The following is a 24,629-nucleotide window of genomic DNA, read 5'->3' on the forward strand; positions in this document are numbered from 1 at the left end:
TCTGAACGCCCAACGGGCCGGGCTCGACCAAACGCGCAGCGTTTGGCGGGGTTGTGGAGATCAAGTGATCGCGCAGAACCGCAGGTTCTGATCACTCTGAACGCCCAACGGGCCGGGCTCGACCAAACGCGCAGCGTTTGGCGGGGTTGTTGAGATCAGGTGATCGCGCAGAACCGCAGGTTCTGATCACTCGTAACGCCCAAGGGGGCGGGATTGTGGAAATCGCGCGCAGGGTCTGAGGGCAACACTGTCTTCGTTTACGAAGATTTCCTATTGCTGCATTCATGTTGCAGGCAACCGCAATGTTGCCTGCGGCGTGCCCGCACGGGCACGGCGGATGCATAGGCCGCTGCTATACTCCGAACCAATCGGTCAGATCCGGACGAAGCTGTCACAGTCCAGTGCCTCCGGATCGGGTAGCAACAGGGGAGACAGTCGATGCGCGCAGCGATGGTGGCGGTCGCAATGGCGGTATTGCTCAGTGCCTGTGGCGGCGGTCGGGAAGAAACGGCAGCCCGCGCCTGCGAGGCGGCGGTCAGGAACAAACTGGCGGGCCGTACTTTTGAACTCGACGTCAAATCGATGGCGAGCAAGGCCAGGGCCGAAAGCGGCGACATTCTCGCGCTCAATGGAGAAATCGTCTTCGACAAGGGCCTGACCAGCGAATACAAGCAGACGCTGGACTGCAAGGTCCGCTTCGAAGGCGACAAACAGCCTTCAGTGATCCTGCTCCAGTTCAACTGGAGCATGGACGACGTCAAGAAGAACTAAGCGCGGCCGACCGATGTTCGGCGTCAGCCATGGCTGAGCGCGAGGTCTGCACATCGTCAGACGTCCCGCGCTTTCACGCGTCACGAACCACACGCTCCCCGCGCCCCACCAGCAGAAGACTACGCGGCATAGGCAGCAGCCGCGTAGTCGCGTGATGCAGGCCTGCGCGGCATAGTTCAGAAGCGCAGGTGCTTGACCGACTGTCCCTCGTCGCGGATTTCCTTGAGTGCGTCGATGCCGATGCGGATCTGCGCCTCGACGAACTCGCCGGTGACCTTGCGGTCGCTTTCCTCGGTCTTCACGCCCTCGGGGATCATCGGCTGATCGGACACCAGCAGCAGCGCCCCGGTCGGAATCTTGTTGGCAAAGCCGACGCTGAACACTGTCGCCGTCTCCATGTCGATGGCCATGCAGCGCGTGCGCCGCAGGTACGACTTGAACGCGTCGTCGTGTTCCCAGACACGCCGGTTGGTCGTGTAGACCGTGCCGGTCCAGTAGTCGCGGCCATGGTCGCGTACAGTCGAGGACACGGCGCGCTGGAGCGTAAATGCGGGCAGGGCTGGCACTTCGGGCGGGAAATAGTCGTTCGACGTGCCTTCGCCGCGCAGTGCCGCGATCGGCAGGATCAGGTCACCGAGCTGATTTTTTTTCTTGAGCCCGCCGCATTTGCCGAGGAACAGCACGGCTTTCGGCATGATGGCCGAGAGCAGATCCATGATGGTCGCGGCCGTGGGGCTGCCCATGCCGAAATTGATGATGCTGAGCCCATCGGCATGGGCGCTGGGCATGGCCTTGTCGCGTCCGCAGACCTCGACACCGTGCCACTGTGCAAACAATTCCACGTAATTGCTGAAGTTGGTCAGCAACACGTACTTGCCGAAGTCCTGCAGTTGCACGCCGGTATAGCGCGGCAACCAGTTGCTGACGATCTCGTTCTTGTCTTTCATGCTTTCCCCGTGGATACCCGCGCGGCGGGACAGGGTTACCGGCGACGCCACGCCAGCGATGTTCTAGTTATAAAAGCCGGTCGATACTACCACGCCGTTTCGCGCCGACCGGCAATGTGTTCGCTCGACTTTGGCCCTGGCCCTGGGTACGAAACGGCTGCACCCGTTTTTGGCGGATCGCAAACGACGCGGCAGCGTAAACCCCGTGCGCCCGGATACGCGCCATAATCGCCTCGCGCAACCAGGGGGTGGGGGCTGAATGGCATCGGGCGTAATCGAGGTCCATCGGCACGACTCCGCATTGGGCAGTTGGGATGTCGCCCTGCGCCGGCCGCACCCGGCGCTGCGCCAGCACATCGCGCAGCTCTGGCACGGCGCGGGTCAGGTCACCTACCAGCGCGACCGCATCCTGCCGCAGGCGCGCAGTTACCTGCTGATCAATCTCGGACCGCCGCAATACCTGTTCCTGCCCGGGCCGCCGGAACTGCGCGTCGTGTTCGACGACATCTGGTTTTCCGGCCTGCACGAAGGTCCGATCGAAACCGCCGCGCCGCATGGCAGCGTGCTGCTCGGTGTCGCCTTCGGCGCGAGCGGCGCAGCGAGCCTGCTGCCCTGGTCGCAGGCGGAACTCGCCAACCGCACCGGCCCGCTGCAGGACCTGATCGGTGCCGCAGCGCTGCGTCTGCGCGAACGCCTGCTCGATACGGCGAGCGTGGCGGCGCGCCTGGATCTCGTCGAGGACTGGCTGCTCGACCTGTGTATGAGTGGCCGCAGCGTCCATCCGCTGGTGCACTGGACGCTGGCGCGCATCCACCAATCCGGCGGCCGCGTGCGCGCCGAGGAACTCGCGCGTGAGGCCGGCTGCAGCCGCAAATACCTCGGCAGCGTCGTCAGCCGCGCGGTCGGCCTGCCGCCGAAATCGCTGGCCCGCATCCATCGGTTCCAGCAGGTGCTCGGCCAGCTTGGCGCCCCGCTCGACTGGGCCAGACTCGCCGCCGATTGCGGCTACTACGACCAGTCCCATCTGATCCGCGATTTCCAGCAGTTCTCCGGCCTCACGCCGGCCGCCTTCCTGCGTAGTGCGCAGCCCGACCCGGGCAGTGTCGTGGTCAGGTGACTTTTTTCCAATACCCGGCGTCGCCGGGCCCATAGCGTTGCTGCACGTCAACCAGAAGGAGTCGTGTGATGCCAGTGAACTATTGGGCCGTGCTGGCCGCCGCGGTCGCGGGTTTCGTAATCGGCGGGCTGTGGTACTCGCCGCTGCTGTTCGGCAAGGCCTGGCAGCGGGAAGTGGGCCTGAGCGACGACGAGCTCGCGCGCGGCAACATGGCGCGCATCTTCGGCGGGTCGTTCGTGCTCAGCCTGCTCGCCGTATGGATGTTCGCGATCTTCCTCGGACCCCGGCCGCCGATGGCGTTCGGCCTCGGCGCCGGTTTTGCGGCTGGCCTGTTCTGGGTCGCGTCAAGCTTCGGCACCAATTACCTGTTCGCGCGGCGGAGTCTCCGGCTGTTTCTCATCGACGGCGGCTATCACACGCTTCAATTCACGGCGATCGGGCTGATCCTCGGCCTGTGGCATTGAGCGCGGGCACGGGAGCCACGTCATGCGCATCGAACTCAAACCCGACCACGACATCGGCACGGCGGCGACCGCCACCGGCAAATCACTGCCACAGTGGTTTGCCGAAATCGATCGCTGGGGCGGCGCCGCCCTCGGACGACGCGAGATCGGCCAGCGCCTGCTCGACGGCTACAAGCTCGATCCCTGGTGGATCGCGACGCTGAACATCGAGTACGAAGCGGCCAAGGGCATCGTCGAAAAGGACGGCCGCGCCAAGGGTTATACGATCTGCGCGACCAAGAGCATCAAGGCCGCGGCGGACGACTGCTACGACGCCTTCGCGAGTGCAGCGGCGCTGGATCGCTGGCTCGGTTCCGGCCACGCGCTGGAATTCCGCGACGGCGGCACGCTGTACAACGGTGACGGCAATCGGGCATTGATCCGTAAGCTGAGCCCAGCCAAGACCATCAAGCTGGTCTGGCAGCAGCCTGATGCCGCGCCCGACACGCCGGTCGAGGTCAAGTTCGCACCGGCCGGCGCCAAGACCACGGTGATGGTCACGCACGAGCGCCTGCAGAACCGTGCCGATGCGGACGGCCTGCGCCGTGCCTGGGGCGAGGCGCTGGACCGGCTCAAGGCGGTGATCGAGGGCTGAGCCGGCGAACCGCGTGGCCGATTTTGCCCGTGCTCTGTCCGGAACCGCACGGGGCCCGGTGACGGCGCCACGCTAACCTTGGCGCCTTCGCCGTGACAACGAGGCAGACATGCAGGCCCAGTGGTATTTCGATTTCATCTCGCCGTTCGCCTGGCTGCAATTGCGCAAGGTAATCGCGCTGCGCGCGCGCATCACGATCGAGCCCGTGCCCATCCTGTTCGCGGCGGTACTCGACAAGCTCGGCCAGCTCGGCCCGGCCGAGATTCCGGGCAAGCGCGACTTCACCTATCGGTTCGTGCAATGGCAGGCGGCGCAGCAGGGCGTGCCGCTGCGCTTTCCGCCGGCACATCCGTTCAATCCATTGCCCGCGTCACGGCTCTGCGTTGCGGCGGGCACGGGCTGGGACGCGGTGGAACGCATCTTTGTGCACATCTGGCAGAACGGCGAAGCTGCCGATTCGGTTGATGCGCTGCGCGGGCTCGCGCACGAACTGGGCATCGAGGACGTCGATACGGCGCTGGCCGATGATGAGGTCAAGCAGCAGCTGCGTGCGAACACCGCACAGGCGCTGGAGAACGGCGTCTTCGGGGTGCCGACGTTGCGCCTGGGCAGCGAGCTGTTCTGGGGCGACGACGCCACCGGCATGGCAGTTCAGCACCTCGACGATCCACAGTATTTCGATCGCGACGAGTACCGTCGTCTCGCAGCCCTGCCGCAGGCGGTGCAGCGGCGTCGCTGAAACACACCGCCGCGGGCTCCGGCGTCAGCGCTGGCGGTTCCGGCAAAGCCCGTTGCGCGCAGGAATGCGGAGAGCGGCCGATACGAGGCGTCCCAAACAAAGATATACACATCCCTTTTGCGCCATTTAACCGCGCAATTGCGTACAGAAGACCCATAGCCACTCGCGGCAGGCGCTCAGACGGCCATCTCCGAGCGCAGCGCCGCGAGCGCCTTCCCGACCGCCGCCGAATCGACGTCGAGGTGCGTGACCGCGCGTACCGTGCGCGCGCCCATCTCGCCCATGCGCACACCGCGCGCGAGCAGCGCGGCACAGAGCTGCGACGCGTCCAACCCGTCGCGCAGCACGTCGAAGTAGACGAGGTTGGTCTGTACGCCGTCCAGGTCGATCGCAAGCCCGTCGATCGCCGCAATGCCCCGCGCCAGCGCCGCCGCGTTGGCGTGGTCGTCCGCGAGTCGCTCGACATGATGGTCGAGCGCGTAGTCGCAGGCCGCGGCGATGATGCCGCTCTGGCGCATCGCTCCGCCCCAGCGCAGCTTGAGCCGGGTCGCCTCGTGGATGAATTCCTCGCTGCCGGCCAGAACGGCGCCGCCGGGCGCGCCGAGTCCTTTGGAAAAGTCGATCCAGACCGAATCGAAGTCACGCGCGTAGTCGGCCGCGGCCACCCCGCTGGCCACGACGGCATTGAGCAGGCGCGCGCCGTCCATGTGGGTGAGCAGGCCGTGCGCACGCGCCGCGGCGGCAACGCCCTGCAATTGCGCCAGCGGCCAGATCGCCCCGCCGCCGAGATTGGCGGTCTGCTCGACCTCGACCAGGCGCTGGCGCGGCGCATACGGCCGGTCCGGCCGTAGCACGGCGGCGAGTTGCGCCGCGTCGAAGCGACCGCGGTCGCCGGCCAGGGACGTAAGCATGACACCGGCCAGCGCAGCCGGGCCGCCGCCTTCAAAGCCGATCAGGTGCGAGGTGCGATCACAGATCACCTCGTCGCCGGGCCGGCAATGCACCGCGAGCGCGATCTCGTTGCACATGGTGCCGGAGGGCAGGTACAGCGCCGCTGGCTTGCCGAGCAGTTCCGCGCAACGCGCGACGAGCCGGTTCACGCTGGGGTCTTCGCCGGCCCGTTCGTCGCCGACTTCGGCGTTGGCCATGACGGCGCGCATCGCTGCCGTGGGGCGGGTCTTGGTATCGCTGAAGAAATCGACGAACTCGGGCATGGCGGGGTTCCGGCGCGGCAAAGCGTCAAGCATTGCGGCACAGGCCTCGCCCCGCAAGCGAAGTCGCAGCGTAGAATCGGCCTTTCATGAGCGCCCTGCCCCGCCTGATCCTGTTCGCCGCCGCCTGCCTGCCTGCCGGGCTACTGGGCGCCGCCACCAACACCGGCTACCGCTGCACCGACGCGAACGGCGCGATCTCGTTCCAGGACAAGCCCTGTGGCGGCGGCCAGCAGAGCAAGGCCTTCGAATACCTGCGCGATCCGCCACCGCCACCTGAAGATCCGCAGGCGGAACCTCCGGCGGAAGCCGCAGCCGCCGAACCAGCGCCACGTGCCATGCCGGCACCGCCGCCGCCACGACCGCCGGTTCCCGCGCTCTATCAATGCGTACGCGCCGACAACGGCAAGATCTACTACAGCGAAACCGGCGAAACGCGGCCGTATCAGGTTCCGGCCGGCGTGGTCGGCCTGCCGGGCAGCTCGCTCGCAGACAATGCCCACGTCTCCGCACCGGAACTCAACCGCCCGCCTGTTGCCGAGTCCGGCGGCGCCAACGCCCTCGCCGGCGCCTACGTCGAAGTGCGCGACACCTGCCAGAAGCTGGTCCCGGCCGAAGCCTGCCGCGCGCTGCGCAGCCAGCTCGACGCCAACCTGTCGCGGCAGCGCAGCGCGAGCAAGGACGAACGCGCCGGTCTGGCCAACGAGGCACGCGTGCTCGCCGACAAGCTCGCCGGCTGCTGAGGCGAAGTCTCGCAAAGCGACAACCTGAGCCGCCATGCGGCTTGCAGCAATCGATCCACAGGCTATGCCGCTCGCTTGTCCACAGCGGACGTGGAAAATTCGATGCGCCAATTGAAACTTATCCCCTTTGTTTCAAAGTACCCACCACGCGGACAGCATTGAGCAAAGTTTGCGCAATGCGTGCACGGGCCGCGCCGCGGCTCGCGCTGCGGAGGCTATGCACAGACTTGTCACCATGCTTGTCCACAGCCCCTGTGGATAGCGCCGAGGGCGCTGGCGAAATCTTGCGCAAAGCGTGCGCGAGCCAGCTGTACCAAGGCTTGCAGCGATCCATCCACAGGCTTGTTACGGGGGGTTTCCACATCCCCTGTGGATAGTCGCGGACAGCGCCATTCACACGACGCCGGGAATGCTCACATCAGCTGCAACGGTGGCCGCGGCACATGGCGTCGCTCATGGTCGAGCAGCCAGCGCTTGGCCGGCAGGCCGCCGCCGAATCCGGTGAGACTGCCGTCGCTGCCGATAACGCGATGGCAGGGCACGACGATGGGCAGCGGATTGGAACCGTTGGCCGCGCCGACCGCGCGGCTCGCATTGGGGCGCCCGAGGCGCCGCGCCAGCTCGCCGTAGCTGATGGTTTCGCCGAGCGGGATCTCGCACAGCGCGTTCCAGACGTCGTGCTGGAACGCGGTGCCTTCGGCGTCGCGCGCGAAATCGAAAGTCATGCATTCGCCAGCGAAATACGCACGCAGCTGTTCGGCAGCATAGGCCAGGCGCGCCGCATCCTGCGGCAAGCCGTAGTCCGGCATCGTCACGCGGCCGTTGCGCGGGAATTCGATGCGGCGCACGCCGCGCCGGCTCGCTATGAGCAGCAGCGGGCCGATCGGCGATGGCGCGATGTCGTAGACCAGGTCATCGTCGTGCATGCGTCGGGATTCCGTCTCGGGTGTTGGCCGGTTCACGCCGCGCGCCACAGCAGCAGTACCGCATAGGCACGGAACGGGCGCCAGACCTGGCTGGCCTGTTCCAGCTGCTTCGCGCTCAGCGTCGTGCCGGGCTGCAGCACCTTGCGCAACACGATGTCGGCGGCCGGGAACGCGTCCGCGTCGCGCAGCGCGCGCATGGCCATGTAGTGCGCGGTCCAGTCGCCGATGCCGCGCACCGCCGTGCAGCGTGCCACGAAGTGGGCCGTCGTCTGGGCTGGATCGAAATCGACCTCGCCAACCGACACCGCCCGGGCCAGCGCCTGCACCGTCGCGATGCGCGCGCCGGTCAGGCCCAGCCCGTCGAGGTTCGCTGTCGCAAGCGCAGCGGCGTCCGGGAACAGGCTGTGGCAGCTTTCCTCGCCGTCGGCATGGGCGATGCGCACGGCGTGGCGCGCGATGATGCGCGCGGCGATCGTGCGCGCGGCGGCGACGGTAATCTGCTGCCCGAGCACCGCGCGCACGCCGAGTTCGAACCCGTCCCAGCAGCCGGGCACGCGGATGTCGCCGTGTGTACGCAGCAGTGGCCCCAGCCGCGCGTCGCGCGCGAAGCAGCGACGGATCCGCGCCTGTGGCGCATCGAGGTCGAGCAATGTGCGCACGCGCGAGCGCACTTTTTCGATGGCGTCCGCGGTGGCATGGGTCACCTCGACCATGCCGCGCCCGATGTCCACCTCGAACCAGCCGGCCGTTCCGGCGAACGCGAAACTGCGCCGGTAGCAGGAACCGGCGACCTGTTCCACGCCCGGAATCGCGCGCCGGGCGAAAAAAGCCAGCACTGCCTCGGCTGGATAGCGCGCGGGCAAGGCGAGGTCGAAGCGCGTGGAGGGCAATGGCATCGCCGGAGTCTGACGCCTGCGGCGCAGCGCGGCCATCCGCTTCGTGCTCAGAAGCCGTAGCGCAGGAAACCGCCGTCGACGGCAATGCATTCGCCCGTGATGTAGCTCGCGGCCGGAAGACACAGGAACGCGACCGCGGCGGCGACTTCCTCGGGCTCGCCGATGCGCTGCAGCGGCGTGCGCTCGAGCACTTCCTCGAGGTACTCGGGATCGGCCAGCGCCGATTCGGAACGCTGCGTGCGGATGTACCACGGCGCGACCGCGTTGACGCGGATGCCGTCGCCAGCCCATTCGCAGGCGAGGTTGCGCGTCAGCTGATGCAGTGCCGCCTTGGTCATGCCATAGGGCGAGCCCGTGCGCACATGGATCAGGCCCGACACCGAGCCCACGTTGACGATGGCCGCAGCGCCGTGTTCGGCCAGCTGCGCATGGGCGAGGCGACACAGCTCGAACGCGCTGAACACGTTGGTCTCGAACAGCGCGCGGTATTCGTCCTCGCTGTAGTCGAGCGTCGGCTTGCGCTGGTTGCCGCCAACGTTGTTGACCAGCAGCGACAGGCTGCTGCCGCGGTCCGCGATCCAGTCGAACAGTTCGAGGCGCTGCTCGCGCTCGGCCATGTCGCCGGCAAACGCGGCGATATCCTGGTCGGGAAATTCGTCGACGAGCTCGGCCCGCACGGTTTCCAGGTGCAGCTCGTCGCGCGCGACCAGCAGCACGTCAGCACCGAGCAGCGCGAATTCGCGTGCGCAGGCCAGCCCGATTCCGCGGCTGGCACCGGTGACCAGCGCGGTGCGCCCATCCAGTCGCCAGCGTGATGCGATCGTCATTGCGGCAGGCTCCGCCTTGTTGTGCATGGGAGGGGGGCGCAGACTTTAGCAGGCTGTCAAAAACGACCCGCCACCCGGCAGTCCTTCCCTGGAGATCGCGATGTTCCGTGTCCTTGCGCTTGCCACCGCCCTCGTCGCACTCAGTGCCTGCTCCGGCAGCGACAAGCCTGCCGCTCCACCGCCACCGCCGCCCGCGCCAACCCAGACCCCTACCCCGACCGTGATCGATCCGCAGCTCCAGGCGCTGCAGCGCGCGAAAGCCGTACAGGGCCAGGTCGACGCGCAGAAAGAAGCGACCGACGCCAAGCTGCGCGAAGCCGAAGGCCAGTAGCGGTTTCCCCCATCCGCCGTGAAAGTGCCTCCACGGGTGTTCGGCTACCATCGCAACGAGCGCCCATCGGTCCGCCCATCCTTGAGGAGAGATACATGCTTTGGCAGAAAGGTCGACGCAGCGACAACGTCGTTTCAGCCAGCGGTGGCGGTGCACGCCGCTTCGGCGGCGGCCCGGGACTGGGCATAGGCGGTATCGTCGTCGTCGTCCTGATCAGCTGGGCGCTCGGCAAGAATCCGCTCGAAGTCCTTTCGCTGCTGATGCAGGACGGCGGCGGGCCGGCACCGCAGACACAGACCCAGCAGGCCCCCGCGCAAACCCAGACCACCGAATTCGTGCGCGCCGTGCTCGGCAGCACTGAAGACGTCTGGCAACAGATCTACGCGTCGAAGGGCGGCCAATACCAGGTGCCGCGCCTGGTCCTGTTCCAGGGCGGCGTGAACTCGGCCTGCGGCTCGGCCAGTTCGGCTGTCGGTCCGTTCTATTGCCCGGGCGATCAGCAGGTCTACCTCGACACGAGTTTCTTCGACGATCTGTCGAATCGCTTCAAGGCGTCCGGCGATTTTGCCCGCGCCTATGTGATCGCACACGAGGTCGGCCACCATGTGCAGAACCTCATGGGCGTGATGCGCAAGACCGAGGAACTGCGCCGCCAGGGAGCGCCGATGGAAGGCGCCGCAGGACTGTCCGTGCGCCAGGAACTGCAGGCCGACTGCTTCGCCGGCGTCTGGGCCCACCAGGCGCAGCGCCAGCTGCAGTGGCTGGAACAGGGCGACGTGGAATCCGCCCTGGCCGCCGCGACGGCGATCGGCGACGACAAGCTGCAGAAGCAGTCGCGCGGCCATGTCGTGCCCGACTCGTTCACCCACGGCAGCTCGGCCCAGCGCGTGCGCTGGTTCCGCCTGGGCCTCGAACGCGGCGACGTCAACCTCTGCGATACCTTCGGTACGCAGCAGCTTTGATGTCTGCGGGAGCGCGCCGGGCGCGGTAACGCGCTGGCGCGCTCCCTTCCCTCGTAAACAGATCATCCGCACCGGCGCTTTGCGCGGGTGCGCAGCGGCCGATACGGCTCAGGGAAGGCGATCGGTAAACGTCGCGTGCGCGGCCGGAACCAGTGCGTTTCGGCAGTCTCAGTACGCGCGCCGGCGCGCGCGGTGGTCACGCCTGGCTGTTCCAGACCGAACGCCCGATCAGGAACTGCGCGAGCCAGTAGCTCGCGAGCACCCACAGCGGCGCCAGCGACAGCGGCGTGTGGAAGCGATCGATCGCGAGCAGTGCATCGGAAATCACGAAGATCAGGCCGCCCAACGCCGCAGCGGTACTGCTGCGGGAAGGTAGCCGCAAGGCCACCACGGCCGCCTGCGCGGCCATCGCCGCCAACGCGACGACGTAGATCACGACCGGCACCCGCAACGCATCCGGCAGCCGCGGCCACAACAGCGCGAGCACGGCGGCCGCGAGCACCGAGTAGGCAAAATATGGCCAACGCAAGGGCTGCAACCGGACACGCCGCGTGAACGCGAACAGATACGTCAGGTGCGCGAGGAGAAAGCTCGCCAGGCCCGCGATGAACGCGTCCCGCGGCAGCATCAGCCAGATATCACCCAGTGTGGACAGCAGCAGGCCGGCCAGCACTGCACGGCGGTAGTCCCGCTGCGGCGCGGGCGAGCGCCAGACCAGCAAGACGACGAGCAGCGTGGCCAGCGGCTTGGCGACGTAGTGCAGCGGTCGCAGGTCCGGCAGCAGCGCACCGGCAATCGCCGCAACGGCGACCGCGCCGACCAGCATCGCCCAGCGGCGCAGCGTCGGCACGGATTCGGCACGTGGCGTGGTCATGGCGCGGCTTCCTGCGTGGCGGCCGCGCAGCGTAGCCGGGCCGCGCCGTTGCCGGCAATGTGAACTCGCGCACGCGCCCATCGGTAAGCCGACGCACAATGACAGTTTCCGGTGCCGGACCGCGTCTGTCCCGCCGAGCGGCAGTCTGCCGCCGCCTTCGTCCATGTCAGGGGTACCCCATGTTGCCGCGCTTCGTTCTGCTGTTGTGCCTGTCCGGCTTTACCGCCACCGTGTTCGCCGACGACACGCTATTCGCGTCGAGCTTCGAGCGGCGCTGGGTCGCCGGTTACCACGTCGGCTATCAGCGCGACCTGTATCCGATTGCAGAGGTGGATTTTTCAACCCTTACCCACCTCATGGTCGGCCGCGTGACGCCGAACGCGAACGGCACGGTCAACACGCATTTCGACATCGACAACATCAACGGGCCTATCTGGGCGCAGCAGGCAACGGCCGCCGCGCGCGCCAACGGCGTCAAGGCCATCCTCATGGTCGGTGGCGCTGGCGAATACGCCGGCTGGGTTGGCGCCGCGTCGGCGGCGAACCGCGCGACCTTCGTCAACAACCTGCTCGCGACCATGGACAGCCTGGGCTTCGACGGTCTCGATCTGGACTGGGAACCGATCCAGGCGGCCGACGAGCCGAATTTCCTTGCGCTGGCCCAGGCCCTGCGCACGCAGCGGCCGAACCTCGTGCTGACCGTGCCGGTTGGCTGGATCAACGCCAACTTCGCGAGCACGCCCAGCGCGTTCTTCCGCAGCATCGCGCCGCTGTTCGACCAGATCAACGTCATGAGCTACGACATGGCCGGCGCCTGGGACGGCTGGCAGAGCTGGCACAGCTCCGCGCTGGCCGGTGCCGGCGGCAACACGCCGAGCTCGGTGGAAACCAGCATCGATTTCTACCTGCGCTCCGGCGTACGGCGCACGCGCCTCGGCATGGGCATCCCGTTCTACGGCACCTGCTGGCGCGGCGTGAACGCGCCGCGCCTGTTCGGCGGCACGGTCGTCGCCAGCGACAACGCGTTGAGCTACCGCAACATCATGCAGAGCTACTACAGCGCCCCGCTGCGCCAGTGGGACGCCGCCGCGTCCATGCCCTACCTCGGCTCAGTCAACCCGTTCGGCCCGCAGCAATGCAACTTCCTGTCGTACGACGACGAGCAGTCCATCGCCGCGAAAGGCGCCTGGGCACGCCGCAACGGCATCGGTGGCACCATCATCTGGACCATCGGCCAAGGCCATATCCCCGAGCGCCCGGCCGGCCAGCGCGATCCGCTGCTGCAGGCGATCAAGGCGGCGTTCTGAACGCGATAGCGCCACGCTGACCGGCGCGCCTTCACGCGTTCCTCGTACGCCGGCCTGCGCGGCCGCATTCCGGCAGCCGCCCTCTGAAATTGTTTTTTGAAATCCATTTCACGTCCCGACCTCAGGCTGAGCACCCGTCCCCGCCCGCCTGAGGTTGCCCATGTCCCTGTTGTATCCGCTCCGCCGTACCGTATTCGCCACGCTGCTCTGCGCCGTCGCCGGCATCGCCGGCGCAGCGGACACCGTGCTCATCGTCGTCAGCGGCGAAGGCCGCGACCAGGGCAAAACGCGGCCGGGATTCGAGATGGATGAATTCGCGCAAGCCTGGGCGATCTTCCGCGACAACGGATTCGCGGTCGACGTCGCCAGCCCGCAGGGTGGCCGGGTCGAGGCCGACAAATTCGACCCCGAGGCCGCCTACAACGCGCGCGTGCTCGCCGATACGGAGGCCATGACGAAGCTCGCCGCGACGCAGCCGACCGCGATGCTGAAGGCGCAGGACTATGCGGCGGTCTATGTGGTCGGCGGCAAGGGCGCGATGTTCGACCTGCCGGCAGATGCGGCACTGGGCCGGCTGCTCGCGCACGTCTACGAGCAGGGTGGCATCGTCGCCGCGGTCTGCCACGGACCGGCCGCGCTGGTCGACGTGCGCCTGGCCGATGGCTCGCTGCTGGTCGCCGGCAAGGCGTTGACCGGCTTCAGCAACGAGGAAGAAGCGCTGTTCGGCAAGCGCTGGGCCGCATCGTTCCGCTTTCAGCTCGAGGACGCGATGCGTGAGCGCGGCGCGCGCTGGGAAGAGGCGCCGCTGATGCTGCCCAAGCTCGTCGTCGACGGCCGCCTGATCACCGGACAAAACCCGTATTCCACCGCGCTCGTGGCCGAGGCGCTGGTCAAGGCCAGCGGCCGCGTGCCGGTCGCGCGCACCGCCTGGCGCGACGAGCGCAGCATGCAAATCGTGCAACGCCTGCTCGCAGGCAAAGCAGGCGAAGCGAAGGCCGAACTCGCCGCGGAACGGCAGAACGTCGACGTGGACCTGATCGGTCTGCTCGGCTACTACCAGCTCAAGAGCGCCATACACGACGCCGCCGTACGTGACGCGCTCGCGATCATGCAGCTCGCCGCGCCGTACATGCCGCAGCCCCAGCTTCGCCTCGGCATGGCCGAAGCACACTGGCGCCTCGGCGACGCCGCGCAGGCGCGCAAACTGCTGGCCGCCGTACTGGCGAGTGACCCGGAGATGGACGAAGCTAAGCAACTCCAACGCAAGATCGACGGCTGACGCATGCCGCAGCGCCTGCATATCCTCGTGGTCGAGGACAACCTCGCCCTGCGCAGCAGCCTCGCTGAGACCCTGCAGGCGCAGGGTCATCGCGCGGATTTCGCCGCCGACGGCCGCAGCGGCCTGCAGCTGGCGCTGGCCGAACCGCCGGACGTACTGGTACTCGACCTCAACCTGCCGGGCATGGATGGCCTGAACGTCTGCCGCCATCTGCGCGAGCGCGCCGACCGCCACATTCCCGTGCTGATGCTGACGGCGCGCGACAGCCTCGACGACAAGCTCGACGGCTTCGCCGCCGGTGCCGACGACTATCTGGTCAAGCCGTTCGCGGGCAAGGAATTGATCGCGCGCTGCCTGGCGCTGTCGCAACGCCACCGCGTTGGCGCGACGCACGAACTGCGCATCGGCTCGCTCACCATCGACCGGCGCCGCAACGAAGCACGGCGCCACGGTGTGCTGCTCGAGCTGCAGCAGACGCCGTATCGCATCCTGCTGGCATTGGCCGAAGCCTGGCCGCGCACGCTGACGCGCAGCGAACTGGTCCAGCGTCTCTGGGGCGACGAGGCACCGCTGTCCGATCCGCTGCGCACCCACCTGTACCTGCTGCGCCAGGCGCTGGACAAGCCGTTCGACCGGCCACTGCTGAAGACTGTGCACGGCGTCGGCTTCAAACTGGACAGCGACGCGTGAGTGCACGGCGGCAGACCTTGCGCAATCGGCTCATGTCCGCGTTTGCATCGTTCACCCTGGTCACGGCCGGACTGTTCGGCGGCTACGCCGTGATCTTCATGTACGCGACCGAAGACGAGTTCTTCGGCAACCTGCTGCGTCAGGAAGCCGATCTGCAGCAGGAACACCGGCAACGACACGGCGAGTGGTCTGTGCCGCGGCAGCCGTTCATGCGTGTGTACGCGGCCGGCGATGCGCTGCCGGACGGGCTCGACGAATTGCTCGCCGCGGAACCGCGACGCCGCGAAGCGGGCGGACGCGAAGGGCGCCACTATCACGTGCTGAGGCTCGACGCGGCTGACGCGAAAGCCTGGCTCGTCGCTGAGGTCAGCCGGCAGCTCGTCGTGCGGCCAATGCGCGACCGGGTGCTGGAGTGGCTCGCGTGGTCGGCGCTGCTACTGGTCGCGCTCGCATTGCTGGCCGGCCTGCTGCTGGCGCGGCGCGTCACGGCGCCGCTGTCGCGCCTCGTCGCGCGCATCGACGGATCAAATGCGCAGCAGCTGCCGCATGACCTCGCGCAGGGCTTCGCCAATGACGAAATCGGCACGCTCGCGCAGGCGCTGCAGGCATTGGCACGGCGCATCCACGATGCCCTCGCGCGCGAACGCGAATTCACGCGCGACGCGAGCCACGAACTGCGCACGCCGCTCGCAGTGATCCGCGGCGCGGCCGAGCGGATCGACAGCGAACCGACACTGTCGCCACAGGGCCGGCAGCACCTGGCCCACCTGCAGCAGTCCGTACTGCAGTTGCAGCAGACGATGGATACCCTGCTGGTGCTCGCACGCGCCGAGTCGGCGCCGGCACCGGTGGTGCGTATCGCTGTACTGCCCGTACTCGAGCGCGTCATCGTCGAACAGGCGACGCTGCTGGAGGGAAAGAACGTCGACGTCCGCGTCGAGGTCAGCGCCGGTGCGACGACGACGATCCCCGCAGCCGTTGCGCACATCCTGCTGTCGAATCTCATCGGCAACGCCTTCGCGCATACGCAGGCCGGCAGCGTCACGATCGATAGCGATGGAGCGCGCCTGCGCGTCGTCAACCGCGGCATTGCCGCACCCGCCGCGACCGATTGCTTCGAGCCCTACGCCAAGCGCGAAGGCAGCGCGGGCTTCGGCCTCGGCCTGGACATCGTGCGCCGCCTCGGCGAACGCTGCGGACTGGACCTGCGCATCACGTTCGACGCCGACGTGGCCAGCGCCAGCTTCCGGCTCGACGGCAGGGCGGATGCGCCCGGCGCGACCGCAGCCGGGCAGTAGCGGTGCGCACCGGCCGGATGATCCGCGCGCGCGCCAGTGGCCGTATATGCATCGAACCCGCCACCGGAGAGCTGCCATGCCTACCATCGCTTCACTACTGCTGACATTCGCACTGGGCAGCACGAACCTGCTGGCGACGGCCGCGCCGGCCGGCGCGAAAATGCCGCCGCTATTTGCGCTTGGCAGCGCAAATATTCCGCTCGTGTTCGCGCTTGGCAGCGCAAAAATTCCGTTTGTGTTCGCGCTTGGCAGCGCGAACAGCGACTGCGCGGCGTCGTATCAGGCACACCTGCGCACCGACATGGATCTTTCGCTCGACGCGTTCGACCAGACGGAAGGCCAGGGTTTCCGTGCGCTGGCGCGGGCAGGGTGCTACCGCGAGGCCGGCGACCTGATCGAGGCCTGGATGAAGCGGCGTGATGCGGTGCCGTCGAACGTGCACTGGCATCTGGCGCAGATGCGCGCTCACCACGACGACCGTCCTGCAGCGATCGCCGCTGCGCGCCGCTCGCTGCAGCCCGCCGAAGCGCCGGACGCCGCGTTCAAATGGAACGACTACGCGCTCGCCACCATTGCCTTTCTCGAGCGCGACCGCACCGCGTTCGACCGCCATCGCAACGCGCTTGCCACCGCCGCGTCGCAGCACGCCGGCAATGCGCTGAACCTCAAGCTGATCGACCTGCTCGGGCGGCACTTCGATCTCAACTATCTGCAGGCCCAACGCGCCGACCGCGAATCGGGACCCTGAGCGCGCGACGACGAGGCGAGTGTGGCTGCCCCGGCCTGCGGCCCGATCGCCTGAGCCACCACTACGATTGACCTGACCACGCCTTGAAATGTGCAAGCGCAGTGAGCGTCGCGTCGATCCGGATAATCCGACCCATCGGTTCGAGCAGGTGGTGGCGCCGCACCACTTCGCGAGGGCGAATGCGCATTTGGCACGCCTGCGTTGACCGCGATTGCACGAATGGCGCGACTGCCCAGAGGACGGCCGCGAACACGAGCAGGGGCACGGCGGCATCATGCAGTGGACGACCCGTGTGCGGCGGCGTGATCGATTCCGTATCGATATCTCGAGTCTCCAGACAGGACCGCAGCCGCCATGCGTGGCAGCAGACCTCGACTCCGGGCCGGACAGTCCTGCCCTGCATGTCGTATTCCTTACTCGCTTGCCGGAGTTTCCTCCATGAAAAAGGCCGTACTGCTCTCGCTTTGCCTGCTGCCTGTCGCAGCGTTCGCAGACACTGCAAAATCCACCGAAGCCGCGGTGCTGGACATCGCAGCGCAGGTCGATGCGAGCTGGACCCGCGTCGACTCGAGTATCTACGCGAAAACGCTCGCCAACGGCGAATACGTGGAAGTCGGCTTTGGGCCGCAAGCACTGAAGCGTCAGCTGAAGTCGCTCGAGGCGACACGCAATACCTTGCTCAAGGAGCAGGTGAGCACGTCCGACACTGCGATACTGCAGGGTCTGACCGATAGTCTGAATCAGGTCGATGCGGCGATCGTTGCGCTGTCGGCCGGACTGACGACGAGAAAGCTGGAAGGCGAGATCTCGTATGACGACCTGACACCGGCCTGCAAAAGCGATCGCATCCTCGGCGAAAGCGTGTTCAGCGCCAGCTGGACCGCTGGCGGCACTACCGGCGGAGCCAGCATGACGGCTTACGCCATCGGCGTCGGGCTGGTCGGCTCCACGACGGTCACGGCGACAGCCGCCAACGGCGTCTGGACCAACGTCCAGTCCATTCCAAATGTCACTTTGTATAACGGCCAGAGTGTCAGCGTGAATGCCTCGATCAACAACGACTGGGACTGCAGTCTCAGCACCAGCGCAACCCTGGTCGCAGCTGGCTGCCCCACGCGCACCGTCACGCGCAGCATCACCTGCGGCAACATCCCGCCGATCCCCTGAGGAAGTCTGAGAGGCCTGCACAGGTGTCCGCGATGCGGTTCTCCTGTCCGGCCGATCTGCCTATCGCCCGCCGGACGCGGGCTGCGTGAGTGACGGAGTCTCTGACTTGGATTCAACCAGGCTTCGGCATCCAGGCACACATTTCGTCGAATTCGGGGGTTTCGTGACCCACGACGGCAATGGAATGCCGGAAAAGGCGCGTCGAAAGACGCGCCTTTCCTGTCTGTGCCTTGCTCAGTATTCGCCGGCGTAGCCGCAGTACAGATAGACCGTAGCCGCCGTGCTGTAACCGTAAGGCGAGCCGACCGTCACGGTGATGCGGTTGTTTCCGCCGGGAGTACACGTGACTTCGGCGAACTCATCGAGGTAAGGGGCGGCCACGAACGCCAGGTTGCCGAATTTCGTCCAGACGTAGCTCAGCCCCGCTTTCTGTGGCCAGGCCTGGCAGTAGTAGCGTCCCGAGGTGTAGTTGCACACCACATCGGTGTGTTCCGGCGGCGGCGGCTGGTTGACCGGCACGATGATCGTCATTTTGCCGGTGGGACACGTCGGCGCTTGCGCGACAGGGCAGTACTGGCCGACCGTGTTTGGCGGGCAGACCCCGTTGAGGTCGGGCGGACAGGTTTCCACGGCGCTGCATAGGAGCGGCAGGCCTACCGCGAAAAGCGCCGACAGAATCGTTTGAGTACGCATGGATAAATTTCCCTGATTGGCGATGCATTCGGTACGCGCCGGCATGAATCCGGCGCGGCGGACACGGAGCCCGCTCTCGAGTACGCGAGATGCGCACGACGATTCGATCACGCAGCAACCCGTGCCATCTACCATTTCCCTGGAGCCTCCGGCGCGGCGGCCGCGCGCAAGGCCACGGCGGCCGCGCAGGCGGCATTCTGCGCCGCGCGCGGCGAAGTACAGTCGGCCGCGGCGTAGGCGGCGTCCAGCACCTCGAGGAAATCCTTTCGTTGCTTGTCGCGTGCGATGCGCAGGCCGGTCACTGCGGGGGTGCCGGTCAAGAGCGCCAACGCGGCGACGGCCTGGCCGTCGGCGATCAGCGTGCGCGCGTAACCGCTGCGGAACATCACCACGGCGTTGCTTTCCAGACCGAACCGCTGTTCCGCCGCAGCCAGCGTGCTGTGGTAGAGGGTCAGCGCTTCGGCACGGGTCGCTGCCACGGGCGCCACCATCTGAGCGAGGTTGTAGGAAGCGAACAAGGTATTCGGATGCCCGTCGCCCACGCTCTGGCGCAGGATCGCGATGGCTTCGCGAAACACGACGGCGCCTTCGGCGATCTGATCCAGATCGGCCAGCGCGGTGCCCAGCACCATCGCGGCCTTTGCCGCCAGCGGATTCTGCGCACCATAGATCGTGACGATCTCAGTGCGGACCTTGCGTGCCTCGGCAATCACTTCTTCGCCCGGACGCAGTCCGCGCTGGCGCAGTACCAGTTGCAGACGCGCCAGCGCAACGCGCGGATGATGTTCGTCCAGTTTCTGCTGCTGCCACGCAATCGTTTCGTTGACAACAAACAACGCTTCTCGCTCTGCGCCAGATTGGACCAGCGCATCGGCCAACTGCAGCCGCGCCGCGGTCGCCCACTCGTCGTCTGGCTGGCGATCGGCCATGCGCGCAACCGCCTGACGCAAATGCGCCACGGCCTTGGCATCATCGCCCTCGCGCAGCAAGGTCATGCCACGTGTCGCGTCCCATTCGGGCGTTGGCGCGAGTCCGAGCGCCCTGGCCTCATCGAGGCTGCGCAACGCCCTGCGATATTCGCCGGCCGAATTCAGACTGCGCGCGCGCATGACGAGCAGATCGAAATGTGGCTGCGGTCCCAGGTCGCCGCGCTTGGCCGCGGCAGCAGCACGATCGAACAGTTCGGCCGACTGCGTCGCGAGTCCCAGCGACAATTCAACTTCGGCGATGGTCGCGGCCAGCGACGCATACAGTTCCGGTTGACCGGCAAAGCTCGGCTCCAGTGCCGGACGCGCCGCATCCAGCACGGCGCGCACGGTCGTGTCCTCGCCCGCGACGCGGGCCGGGTCGGCCGACAGAAGAGCGGTGCGCAATATCGCCAACGCCTGCTGGGCGCGGTCGCGTTCGCGCGTAGCGGCGACGTTGCGCGCGAACAGGGTTGCCAGCAGCGCGACCAGGCAAAAGCCCAGCCCCGCCGCCATCGCGCAGGACAGGCGGTGTCGCCCGACAAACTTTCGCAGGCGATACCAGCGACGCCCGTCAGCGGCGCGCACCGGTCGCTGCTCAAGGTAGTTGCCGATGTCCTCGTCGAGCTGTTCGACGCTGGCGTAGCGCTCGACCGGCTCCTTGCGCAGACACTTGGCGACGATACGCTCGAGATCGCCACTCAAATGCTGGCGTAGCGAGGCGAGACTCATGCCGCCACGACAGCGCGCCATTGCCGGATCCAGCGCGGTACTGCGGCCAGCCATGGACTCGGGTGGAATCCTGAGGATCTGATGCTCCAGCGCAGCGGCGCTTGCCTGCAGATCAAACGGCGGCAGCCCGCACAACAGTTCGTACAGGATTGCGCCCAGCGCGTAGACGTCGCAGGCCACCGTCACGGTCGCACCGGTCAATTGTTCCGGTGCAGCATTGCTGAAACTCACGTAGCGGTCGCGCGTGGCGGTCGCCTCGGCCACCATGCTGCCGTCCAGGGCCTTGGCGATGCCGAAATCCAGCAATCGCGGCGAGCCTTCGCCATCGACGAGGATATTGCCGGATTTGAGATCACGATGAACGACCAGATGGCGGTGCGCATGACTGACCGCCGCCAGCACCTTGCGAAACAGTCGCAGCCGCGCGGCGATATCCAGTTGCTGCCGGTCGGCGTGCTCGAACAGACTGTCGCCCTCGATCAGTTCCATGACGACGTAGGGCGTGCCGTCGCCGAGCGCGCCGGTGTCGATAAGGCGGCAGATGCCGGGATGGTTAAGCCCTGCAAGCAGCCGTCGTTCCAGCGAGAAACGCTTGAGCAGATCGGGACTGAGCAGATCCTGGCGCAGCAGCTTGATTGCCACCGTCTGGACGACGTCGGCGATGCGGCGTTCGGCGCGGAATACGCGCCCCATTCCGCCGCTGCCAATCTCGGCGACGACCGTATACGACCCGAACCGGCTCTGTGCGCGTATCACCTCAGGCAACGCCTCGCCGAGTACCTGATGCAGCGAATCGATCAGAGGCGCAGTGCTTTGGTGTGACAGGCGACGCTCCTGCTGCAGCAGCTCGGCCAGAGCCTCTGCAAGTGCAACATCATTGCCGCACGCGACGCGGGCATAGCTGTCCTGCTGGTCGGGCGGAAGGTCAAGCGTGGAAAAGAAGAGTTCGCGCAGACGTTGGAACCGATCGGCGTCGAACGGCGCGGCAGCGGCGCTCACGATTGCGCGCGGCCGCTCGCGCCACGACCGATCTGCGCCGCCAGCCAGGCACGCGCAAAGCGCCATTGCCGCCCGACTGTCGCCGTGGATGATCCGCAGAACATGGCAATCTGCTCCACGCCAAGACCGGAGAACAGGCGCAGCTCCACTACCTGCGCCGCGGCCGGGTCGTGATCGGAAAACCGGGTCAGCGCCTGATCCAGCGCGAGCCAGTCGACAAGGTCGCCCGGGCCGGCGACTTCGGCGACTTCGGGATGATCCAGTTCGACAAAGCACACATCGCCACCGTGCTTTTCCGTCAAGCGCTGACGAATATGGTCAATCAGCACGCGACGCAGCACCCGCGCCGCTATCGCATAGAAGTGATCGCGGTTCTGCCAGTCGACGACTTTCTGGTCGGCGATGCGCTCGTAGGCCTGGTTCACCAGCTCAGTGGGACGCAGCGTGAGCACCGCATGATTGCGCCGCAACAGACTACGGGCAATATCATGAAGCGCCGGATAGATCAGCGCGGCGAGCTGGTTTTCGACACTGCGATCCCCCGCCTTCCAGCGCGAAAGCAATGTCGTTATCTGTGCGTCGGACTGCTCGACTATGATCTCCCCCCCTGAACGAGGACCACGTGCTTTTTTACGTACCGCCACGGACCGCCTCCGGATCCGCGCCTGCGTGCCGGACCAATAGTCCGGGGCCCTGCTCTGACAAGCTTGCCCTTGCATACTGGAGCCGTCCAATCGACCCGCGCCGGGGCGCACGGAACGACGAAGACGGCGTGCGCGGCTCCGGAGGACTACAGTAGTTCCAGGCTGCGAAGGTGCACAGTGTTCCAACCCACAAGTTTCCGAACACTCCAGCGTCTTTCGCCGCGATGGGGCGTTACGCCTCGTCCCCGTACTGCCAGTCCGTCTCCTCGCCGCGTCTAGGAGCCTGCGCGACCGAAGCAATGTCCAGATCCTGGGCCAGGATTAATCAATTTCGAGCCACTCATGCTTGGTTTCGTATGTTTGGTTTCGAGGCTTTTTCGATCCAAATTCTGTTCGAACCCCTCGATGGGCTCGCCGATGCGTCAGCGCTGCGCGAAACCCCCGCGTGAATTCCGGCAGCCGACTCGGGCTGATGTGCACCCGTCGTGCGTGCGTGTTGAGTGCTGTTGGTGCCAATCCGTGAGTTGAGTGTTGCGGGCATTGATCCGCAACCCAATCCAGGAGAGATACAGCATGAGTATTCGCATGAGCTTTCTGACCGCTGCGCTGCTTGCCGGCCTTACCACGGCGGCGCTTGCTGCCGATCATCAGACCGAAACGGCAGCGCCCGTGGCGCAGAGCTTCGGCAGCGAAGCCGAGTTCGTCGCGATGTTCGGCGACCACGCACAGAAGGTAGGCAAGGGCCAGTACCGCGTCGAGCACGGCGACACGCGCTATGAAGTCAATTTTGGCGTCGCGGCAGTGCGTGCAAACCTTCGCGAAGCGAATTCGCAACTGGAGTACCTGTCTCGCAACGGCGACGGTTCAGCCAAGCAGGCCGGCGACCGCGAACAGCTGCAGCGTCGCGCAGAACAATTGTCGCGGCGCTTGGGCGCATTGACCGATGAGGGCGCGAAGGGCTTCGGTTACGACGAGGATAGACGCAGCACTTCGCAGTGTGGCTTCAACGTCGCGCTGCTTGCGATGGCGGCACCGCAGATGACCAGCGGCTTCGCCCGATCGAGGGCCACGGTTACATCGGCAGGCACGGTGCCCTCGGGCGGATGGCATGCGGTCATCGACCTGTACGCAACGGCGGCGCAGCCGAACTTCGCCGGTGGGCTGTACGGCCGCGTCGACGACTACGTCCACCACGACTCCACCAACAATACGGTGAGCCCCCGCGACGCGTACGCCAACACGGGCCTGGCCTGGAACTACTGCCTGCGCGCGACTGGTTCCGTCGAAGTCATATCGCCGAGCCAGTACCTGTTCTTTCCGAACTATTGCGGTCCATCGATCAACGTGATCGCCCAGCACTCAGATCCCGCCTGCCCCACGTACTACTGATCGCGAAACAGGTTGGCCGGCCGGGCGAAGGGACTCACGGCCTTTCGCCCGGCCACGGTCACTCAGTTGGCGAACACGTATTCGGATGAGATGCGCCGCGCGCGATCGAGCATGTCCGCGCTTGATCGGCGAAGGCGGTCCTGAACTGTGCCGGACTCGCCGACTCGGAAAACCGCCATCTGGCGGTTTTCCGAAATCCCTACTACGCCCCCTCGCCCGCCTCACCGCACCGCGTACGACGCGTTCGTTCAATCCGCGTAGCTCAGCTCCGACGAAATCTCGAGGACTCCGTATGACCAGGGAAATTCGTCGCTGCCGTTGCGACCGACCAATACCCTCAGCGGCCGAAAGAATTCCGTAGCGGCGCCGACAACCGGAATCGCCGTCGTTGCGGATGCGAGCGCGTCTCCACTGCGGTCGAGATCGGCAATGAGTACAACCGCCTCGCCTTCGGGCGTCCAGTTCAACTCGATCGCGAACTGGTCTGACCCCAGCAACGCGAAGTCCTGCTCCACGCCATCGAGCATCACGCGAAGCTGAGTACCGTAGTGCGACCAGCTGTAGCCGGAACGATAGCTGCTGTAGTCGATGCGCAGCTCCGCCGTCTGGCCCGACGCCATCGGGATGATCCAGCTGACGATGCCGGGCCACCAGCCGCGCGTGCCTGAGACTGGATCCGCGTTGCCGATGTAGGCCCTCGCATTCACGTCGAGGCGGTGCCGCAACAGCGCGACACTGCTGGTGTCACGCTCCAGGTAGGCAGCGGCGTCGTCGCCGAGTCCGGGAGCCACGTTGAGGTCGTCGCAGGTGCCGTAGATGACGATCGGATTGTGCGCACCGCCGCCGAGCAGTGGCGGTCGCGAGGGTGCCTGCAGATCGAGCCGCTGCTTGCCGGGCAGCAGGTTGTGCAGGCTGTACGGAATCACCGAGGCGCTCGCGGTGGCCGCCGTTGCCAAGGGCGCGCCATCGCAACCTTCCGGATCGCGGCAGCCGAACTGACAGGGCACGGCGCCGGCGACCACCGGCAACAGCACGAGCCCGGACAACGAAAAGCGAAGCGTGGTCTTCATGAAATTCCCTGGAGTTGAAGAGTATGCGGATCGCGCGGCCAATCGGCCGCCGCGCGGGTGGTCTGCAACACAAGAAGCGGAAGCCGCATCGCGAAGGAGTGGACGGTCAGGACGCCATTGCGGAGCGAGGCCCATAGCCAAAGCCATGAGCCGAGTGAGCAGCAAGCGCTGCGCGACCAGACCGAGCGGAACGCTTCCGATTCTTC

Annotated in this window: 25 protein-coding genes; 15 read left to right on the forward strand and 10 right to left on the reverse strand. The window is 66.5% G+C overall.

All coding sequences use genetic code 11. The annotated features are described in order from the left end of the window. Positions 1 to 438: 438 nt before the first annotated feature. Positions 439 to 771, forward strand: coding sequence for a hypothetical protein (locus tag RUU78_RS00160; RefSeq protein WP_313912554.1), 333 nt, complete (start codon positions 439 to 441; stop codon positions 769 to 771). Positions 772 to 947: 176 nt separating this feature from the next. On the opposite strand, the gene RUU78_RS00165 is transcribed toward RUU78_RS00160, so the two are convergent. Then, entirely contained in the window at positions 948 to 1,718 is a 771-nt protein-coding gene (locus RUU78_RS00165; protein WP_313912555.1) for an AMP nucleosidase, read from the reverse strand. 259 nt (positions 1,719 to 1,977) lie between these two features. Here RUU78_RS00165 and RUU78_RS00170 point away from each other — a divergent pair, with 259 nt between their 5' ends. The 4 genes from RUU78_RS00170 to RUU78_RS00185 all read left to right on the forward strand — a co-directional run bounded on the left by RUU78_RS00170 (position 1,978) and on the right by RUU78_RS00185 (position 4,672). Beyond that, positions 1,978 to 2,835: a helix-turn-helix domain-containing protein gene (locus RUU78_RS00170; protein WP_313912556.1), complete on the forward strand. Its 858-nt coding sequence runs from the start codon at positions 1,978 to 1,980 to the stop codon at positions 2,833 to 2,835. Positions 2,836 to 2,903: 68 nt separating this feature from the next. Further along, entirely contained in the window at positions 2,904 to 3,299 is a 396-nt protein-coding gene (locus RUU78_RS00175; protein ID WP_313912557.1) for a DUF1761 domain-containing protein, read from the forward strand. A 22-nt stretch (positions 3,300 to 3,321) separates the two neighbouring features. Next, the gene (locus tag RUU78_RS00180) at positions 3,322 to 3,933 is read left to right on the forward strand and encodes an SRPBCC domain-containing protein (RefSeq protein WP_313912558.1); all 612 of its coding nucleotides are present in this window, start codon (positions 3,322 to 3,324) and stop codon (positions 3,931 to 3,933) included. Positions 3,934 to 4,042: 109 nt separating this feature from the next. Continuing rightward, positions 4,043 to 4,672 carry a DsbA family protein gene (locus RUU78_RS00185; RefSeq protein ID WP_313912559.1) on the forward strand — a complete coding sequence of 210 codons (630 nt, stop codon included), beginning with the start codon at positions 4,043 to 4,045 and terminating at the stop codon, positions 4,670 to 4,672. 176 nt (positions 4,673 to 4,848) lie between these two features. Here the strand turns inward: RUU78_RS00185 and RUU78_RS00190 are convergent, their stop codons facing one another. Continuing rightward, entirely contained in the window at positions 4,849 to 5,886 is a 1,038-nt protein-coding gene (locus RUU78_RS00190) for a GntG family PLP-dependent aldolase (protein WP_313912560.1), read from the reverse strand. A gap of 86 nt (positions 5,887 to 5,972) precedes the next feature. On the opposite strand from RUU78_RS00190, the gene RUU78_RS00195 reads away from it, so the two are divergent. After that, positions 5,973 to 6,626, forward strand: coding sequence for a DUF4124 domain-containing protein (locus tag RUU78_RS00195; protein ID WP_313912561.1), 654 nt, complete (start codon positions 5,973 to 5,975; stop codon positions 6,624 to 6,626). A 413-nt stretch (positions 6,627 to 7,039) separates the two neighbouring features. Here the strand turns inward: RUU78_RS00195 and RUU78_RS00200 are convergent, their stop codons facing one another. Genes RUU78_RS00200 through RUU78_RS00210 form a run of 3 tightly spaced genes read right to left on the reverse strand, consistent with a single transcriptional unit; the run spans position 7,040 to position 9,275 of the window. After that, the gene (locus RUU78_RS00200) at positions 7,040 to 7,552 is read right to left on the reverse strand and encodes a methylated-DNA--[protein]-cysteine S-methyltransferase (RefSeq protein WP_313912562.1); all 513 of its coding nucleotides are present in this window, start codon (positions 7,550 to 7,552) and stop codon (positions 7,040 to 7,042) included. A 32-nt stretch (positions 7,553 to 7,584) separates the two neighbouring features. Further along, positions 7,585 to 8,448, reverse strand: coding sequence for an AlkA N-terminal domain-containing protein (locus RUU78_RS00205; protein WP_313912563.1), 864 nt, complete (start codon positions 8,446 to 8,448; stop codon positions 7,585 to 7,587). 47 nt (positions 8,449 to 8,495) lie between these two features. After that, positions 8,496 to 9,275, reverse strand: coding sequence for an SDR family oxidoreductase (locus tag RUU78_RS00210; RefSeq protein ID WP_313912564.1), 780 nt, complete (start codon positions 9,273 to 9,275; stop codon positions 8,496 to 8,498). A gap of 100 nt (positions 9,276 to 9,375) precedes the next feature. Between RUU78_RS00210 and RUU78_RS00215 the strand changes: the two genes are divergently transcribed. Together RUU78_RS00215 and RUU78_RS00220 are read left to right on the forward strand one after the other, a co-directional pair. Then, entirely contained in the window at positions 9,376 to 9,606 is a 231-nt protein-coding gene (locus RUU78_RS00215; RefSeq protein ID WP_313912565.1) for a hypothetical protein, read from the forward strand. 95 nt (positions 9,607 to 9,701) lie between these two features. Continuing rightward, positions 9,702 to 10,568, forward strand: a complete 867-nt coding sequence (locus tag RUU78_RS00220; protein WP_313912566.1) for a neutral zinc metallopeptidase — start codon at positions 9,702 to 9,704, stop codon at positions 10,566 to 10,568. 196 nt (positions 10,569 to 10,764) lie between these two features. On the opposite strand, the gene RUU78_RS00225 is transcribed toward RUU78_RS00220, so the two are convergent. Continuing rightward, positions 10,765 to 11,442 (reverse strand): lysoplasmalogenase, encoded by a 678-nt coding sequence (locus RUU78_RS00225; RefSeq protein ID WP_313912567.1) that lies wholly within the window; start codon positions 11,440 to 11,442, stop codon positions 10,765 to 10,767. A 179-nt stretch (positions 11,443 to 11,621) separates the two neighbouring features. Between RUU78_RS00225 and RUU78_RS00230 the strand changes: the two genes are divergently transcribed. The 6 genes from RUU78_RS00230 to RUU78_RS00255 all read left to right on the forward strand — a co-directional run bounded on the left by RUU78_RS00230 (position 11,622) and on the right by RUU78_RS00255 (position 17,931). After that, complete coding sequence (locus RUU78_RS00230; RefSeq protein WP_313912568.1) at positions 11,622 to 12,749, forward strand: glycoside hydrolase family 18 protein; 1,128 nt, start codon at positions 11,622 to 11,624, stop codon at positions 12,747 to 12,749. Between the two features lie 160 nt (positions 12,750 to 12,909). After that, positions 12,910 to 14,028, forward strand: coding sequence for a DJ-1/PfpI family protein (locus RUU78_RS00235; RefSeq protein WP_313912569.1), 1,119 nt, complete (start codon positions 12,910 to 12,912; stop codon positions 14,026 to 14,028). Between the two features lie 15 nt (positions 14,029 to 14,043). Next, positions 14,044 to 14,718 carry a response regulator transcription factor gene (locus RUU78_RS00240; protein WP_313912627.1) on the forward strand — a complete coding sequence of 225 codons (675 nt, stop codon included), beginning with the start codon at positions 14,044 to 14,046 and terminating at the stop codon, positions 14,716 to 14,718. A gap of 32 nt (positions 14,719 to 14,750) precedes the next feature. Continuing rightward, positions 14,751 to 16,016 (forward strand): HAMP domain-containing sensor histidine kinase, encoded by a 1,266-nt coding sequence (locus RUU78_RS00245; RefSeq protein WP_313912570.1) that lies wholly within the window; start codon positions 14,751 to 14,753, stop codon positions 16,014 to 16,016. A 76-nt stretch (positions 16,017 to 16,092) separates the two neighbouring features. Further along, on the forward strand, positions 16,093 to 16,764 hold the full coding sequence (locus RUU78_RS00250) for a hypothetical protein (RefSeq protein ID WP_313912571.1): 672 nt from the start codon (positions 16,093 to 16,095) through the stop codon (positions 16,762 to 16,764). Between the two features lie 438 nt (positions 16,765 to 17,202). Then, on the forward strand, positions 17,203 to 17,931 hold the full coding sequence (locus RUU78_RS00255) for a hypothetical protein (RefSeq protein ID WP_313912572.1): 729 nt from the start codon (positions 17,203 to 17,205) through the stop codon (positions 17,929 to 17,931). Between the two features lie 234 nt (positions 17,932 to 18,165). On the opposite strand, the gene RUU78_RS00260 is transcribed toward RUU78_RS00255, so the two are convergent. From RUU78_RS00260 to RUU78_RS00270, 3 genes are all read right to left on the reverse strand, one after another. Next, positions 18,166 to 18,624 carry a hypothetical protein gene (locus RUU78_RS00260; protein WP_313912573.1) on the reverse strand — a complete coding sequence of 153 codons (459 nt, stop codon included), beginning with the start codon at positions 18,622 to 18,624 and terminating at the stop codon, positions 18,166 to 18,168. Between the two features lie 128 nt (positions 18,625 to 18,752). Beyond that, a complete protein-coding gene (locus RUU78_RS00265) occupies positions 18,753 to 21,320 on the reverse strand; it encodes a serine/threonine-protein kinase (RefSeq protein WP_313912574.1) in 2,568 nt (855 codons plus the stop codon). Further along, complete coding sequence (locus RUU78_RS00270; protein WP_313912575.1) at positions 21,317 to 21,964, reverse strand: ECF-type sigma factor; 648 nt, start codon at positions 21,962 to 21,964, stop codon at positions 21,317 to 21,319. Before RUU78_RS00270 ends, RUU78_RS00265 begins: the two co-directional genes overlap by 4 nt. A gap of 585 nt (positions 21,965 to 22,549) precedes the next feature. Here RUU78_RS00270 and RUU78_RS00275 point away from each other — a divergent pair. Beyond that, positions 22,550 to 23,353 (forward strand): hypothetical protein, encoded by an 804-nt coding sequence (locus RUU78_RS00275; RefSeq protein WP_313912576.1) that lies wholly within the window; start codon positions 22,550 to 22,552, stop codon positions 23,351 to 23,353. 248 nt (positions 23,354 to 23,601) lie between these two features. On the opposite strand, the gene RUU78_RS00280 is transcribed toward RUU78_RS00275, so the two are convergent. Further along, entirely contained in the window at positions 23,602 to 24,423 is an 822-nt protein-coding gene (locus tag RUU78_RS00280) for a hypothetical protein (RefSeq protein WP_313912577.1), read from the reverse strand. Positions 24,424 to 24,629 lie beyond the last annotated feature (206 nt).

It is taken from the genome of Tahibacter sp., assembly GCF_032229445.1.
Taxonomy (GTDB): Bacteria; Pseudomonadota; Gammaproteobacteria; order Xanthomonadales; family Rhodanobacteraceae; genus Tahibacter.

Excerpts from the sequence above, each read along its gene's own strand:
- RUU78_RS00215 (WP_313912565.1), top strand. The coding sequence starts at position 9,376 with ATGTTCCGTGTCCTTGCGCTTGCCACCGCCCTCGTCGCACTCAGTGCC.
- RUU78_RS00165 (WP_313912555.1), bottom strand. The coding sequence starts at position 1,718 with ATGAAAGACAAGAACGAGATCGTCAGCAACTGGTTGCCGCGCTATACC.
- RUU78_RS00235 (WP_313912569.1), top strand. The coding sequence starts at position 12,910 with ATGTCCCTGTTGTATCCGCTCCGCCGTACCGTATTCGCCACGCTGCTC.
- RUU78_RS00160 (WP_313912554.1), top strand. The coding sequence starts at position 439 with ATGCGCGCAGCGATGGTGGCGGTCGCAATGGCGGTATTGCTCAGTGCC.
- RUU78_RS00180 (WP_313912558.1), top strand. The coding sequence starts at position 3,322 with ATGCGCATCGAACTCAAACCCGACCACGACATCGGCACGGCGGCGACC.
- RUU78_RS00255 (WP_313912572.1), top strand. The coding sequence starts at position 17,203 with ATGAAAAAGGCCGTACTGCTCTCGCTTTGCCTGCTGCCTGTCGCAGCG.
- RUU78_RS00170 (WP_313912556.1), top strand. The coding sequence starts at position 1,978 with ATGGCATCGGGCGTAATCGAGGTCCATCGGCACGACTCCGCATTGGGC.
- RUU78_RS00230 (WP_313912568.1), top strand. The coding sequence starts at position 11,622 with ATGTTGCCGCGCTTCGTTCTGCTGTTGTGCCTGTCCGGCTTTACCGCC.
- RUU78_RS00220 (WP_313912566.1), top strand. The coding sequence starts at position 9,702 with ATGCTTTGGCAGAAAGGTCGACGCAGCGACAACGTCGTTTCAGCCAGC.
- RUU78_RS00210 (WP_313912564.1), bottom strand. The coding sequence starts at position 9,275 with ATGACGATCGCATCACGCTGGCGACTGGATGGGCGCACCGCGCTGGTC.
- RUU78_RS00275 (WP_313912576.1), top strand. The coding sequence starts at position 22,550 with ATGAGCTTTCTGACCGCTGCGCTGCTTGCCGGCCTTACCACGGCGGCG.
- RUU78_RS00250 (WP_313912571.1), top strand. The coding sequence starts at position 16,093 with ATGCCTACCATCGCTTCACTACTGCTGACATTCGCACTGGGCAGCACG.
- RUU78_RS00190 (WP_313912560.1), bottom strand. The coding sequence starts at position 5,886 with ATGCCCGAGTTCGTCGATTTCTTCAGCGATACCAAGACCCGCCCCACG.
- RUU78_RS00195 (WP_313912561.1), top strand. The coding sequence starts at position 5,973 with ATGAGCGCCCTGCCCCGCCTGATCCTGTTCGCCGCCGCCTGCCTGCCT.
- RUU78_RS00175 (WP_313912557.1), top strand. The coding sequence starts at position 2,904 with ATGCCAGTGAACTATTGGGCCGTGCTGGCCGCCGCGGTCGCGGGTTTC.
- RUU78_RS00280 (WP_313912577.1), bottom strand. The coding sequence starts at position 24,423 with ATGAAGACCACGCTTCGCTTTTCGTTGTCCGGGCTCGTGCTGTTGCCG.
- RUU78_RS00205 (WP_313912563.1), bottom strand. The coding sequence starts at position 8,448 with ATGCCATTGCCCTCCACGCGCTTCGACCTCGCCTTGCCCGCGCGCTAT.
- RUU78_RS00200 (WP_313912562.1), bottom strand. The coding sequence starts at position 7,552 with ATGCACGACGATGACCTGGTCTACGACATCGCGCCATCGCCGATCGGC.
- RUU78_RS00185 (WP_313912559.1), top strand. The coding sequence starts at position 4,043 with ATGCAGGCCCAGTGGTATTTCGATTTCATCTCGCCGTTCGCCTGGCTG.
- RUU78_RS00260 (WP_313912573.1), bottom strand. The coding sequence starts at position 18,624 with ATGCGTACTCAAACGATTCTGTCGGCGCTTTTCGCGGTAGGCCTGCCG.
- RUU78_RS00225 (WP_313912567.1), bottom strand. The coding sequence starts at position 11,442 with ATGACCACGCCACGTGCCGAATCCGTGCCGACGCTGCGCCGCTGGGCG.
- RUU78_RS00245 (WP_313912570.1), top strand. The coding sequence starts at position 14,751 with ATGTCCGCGTTTGCATCGTTCACCCTGGTCACGGCCGGACTGTTCGGC.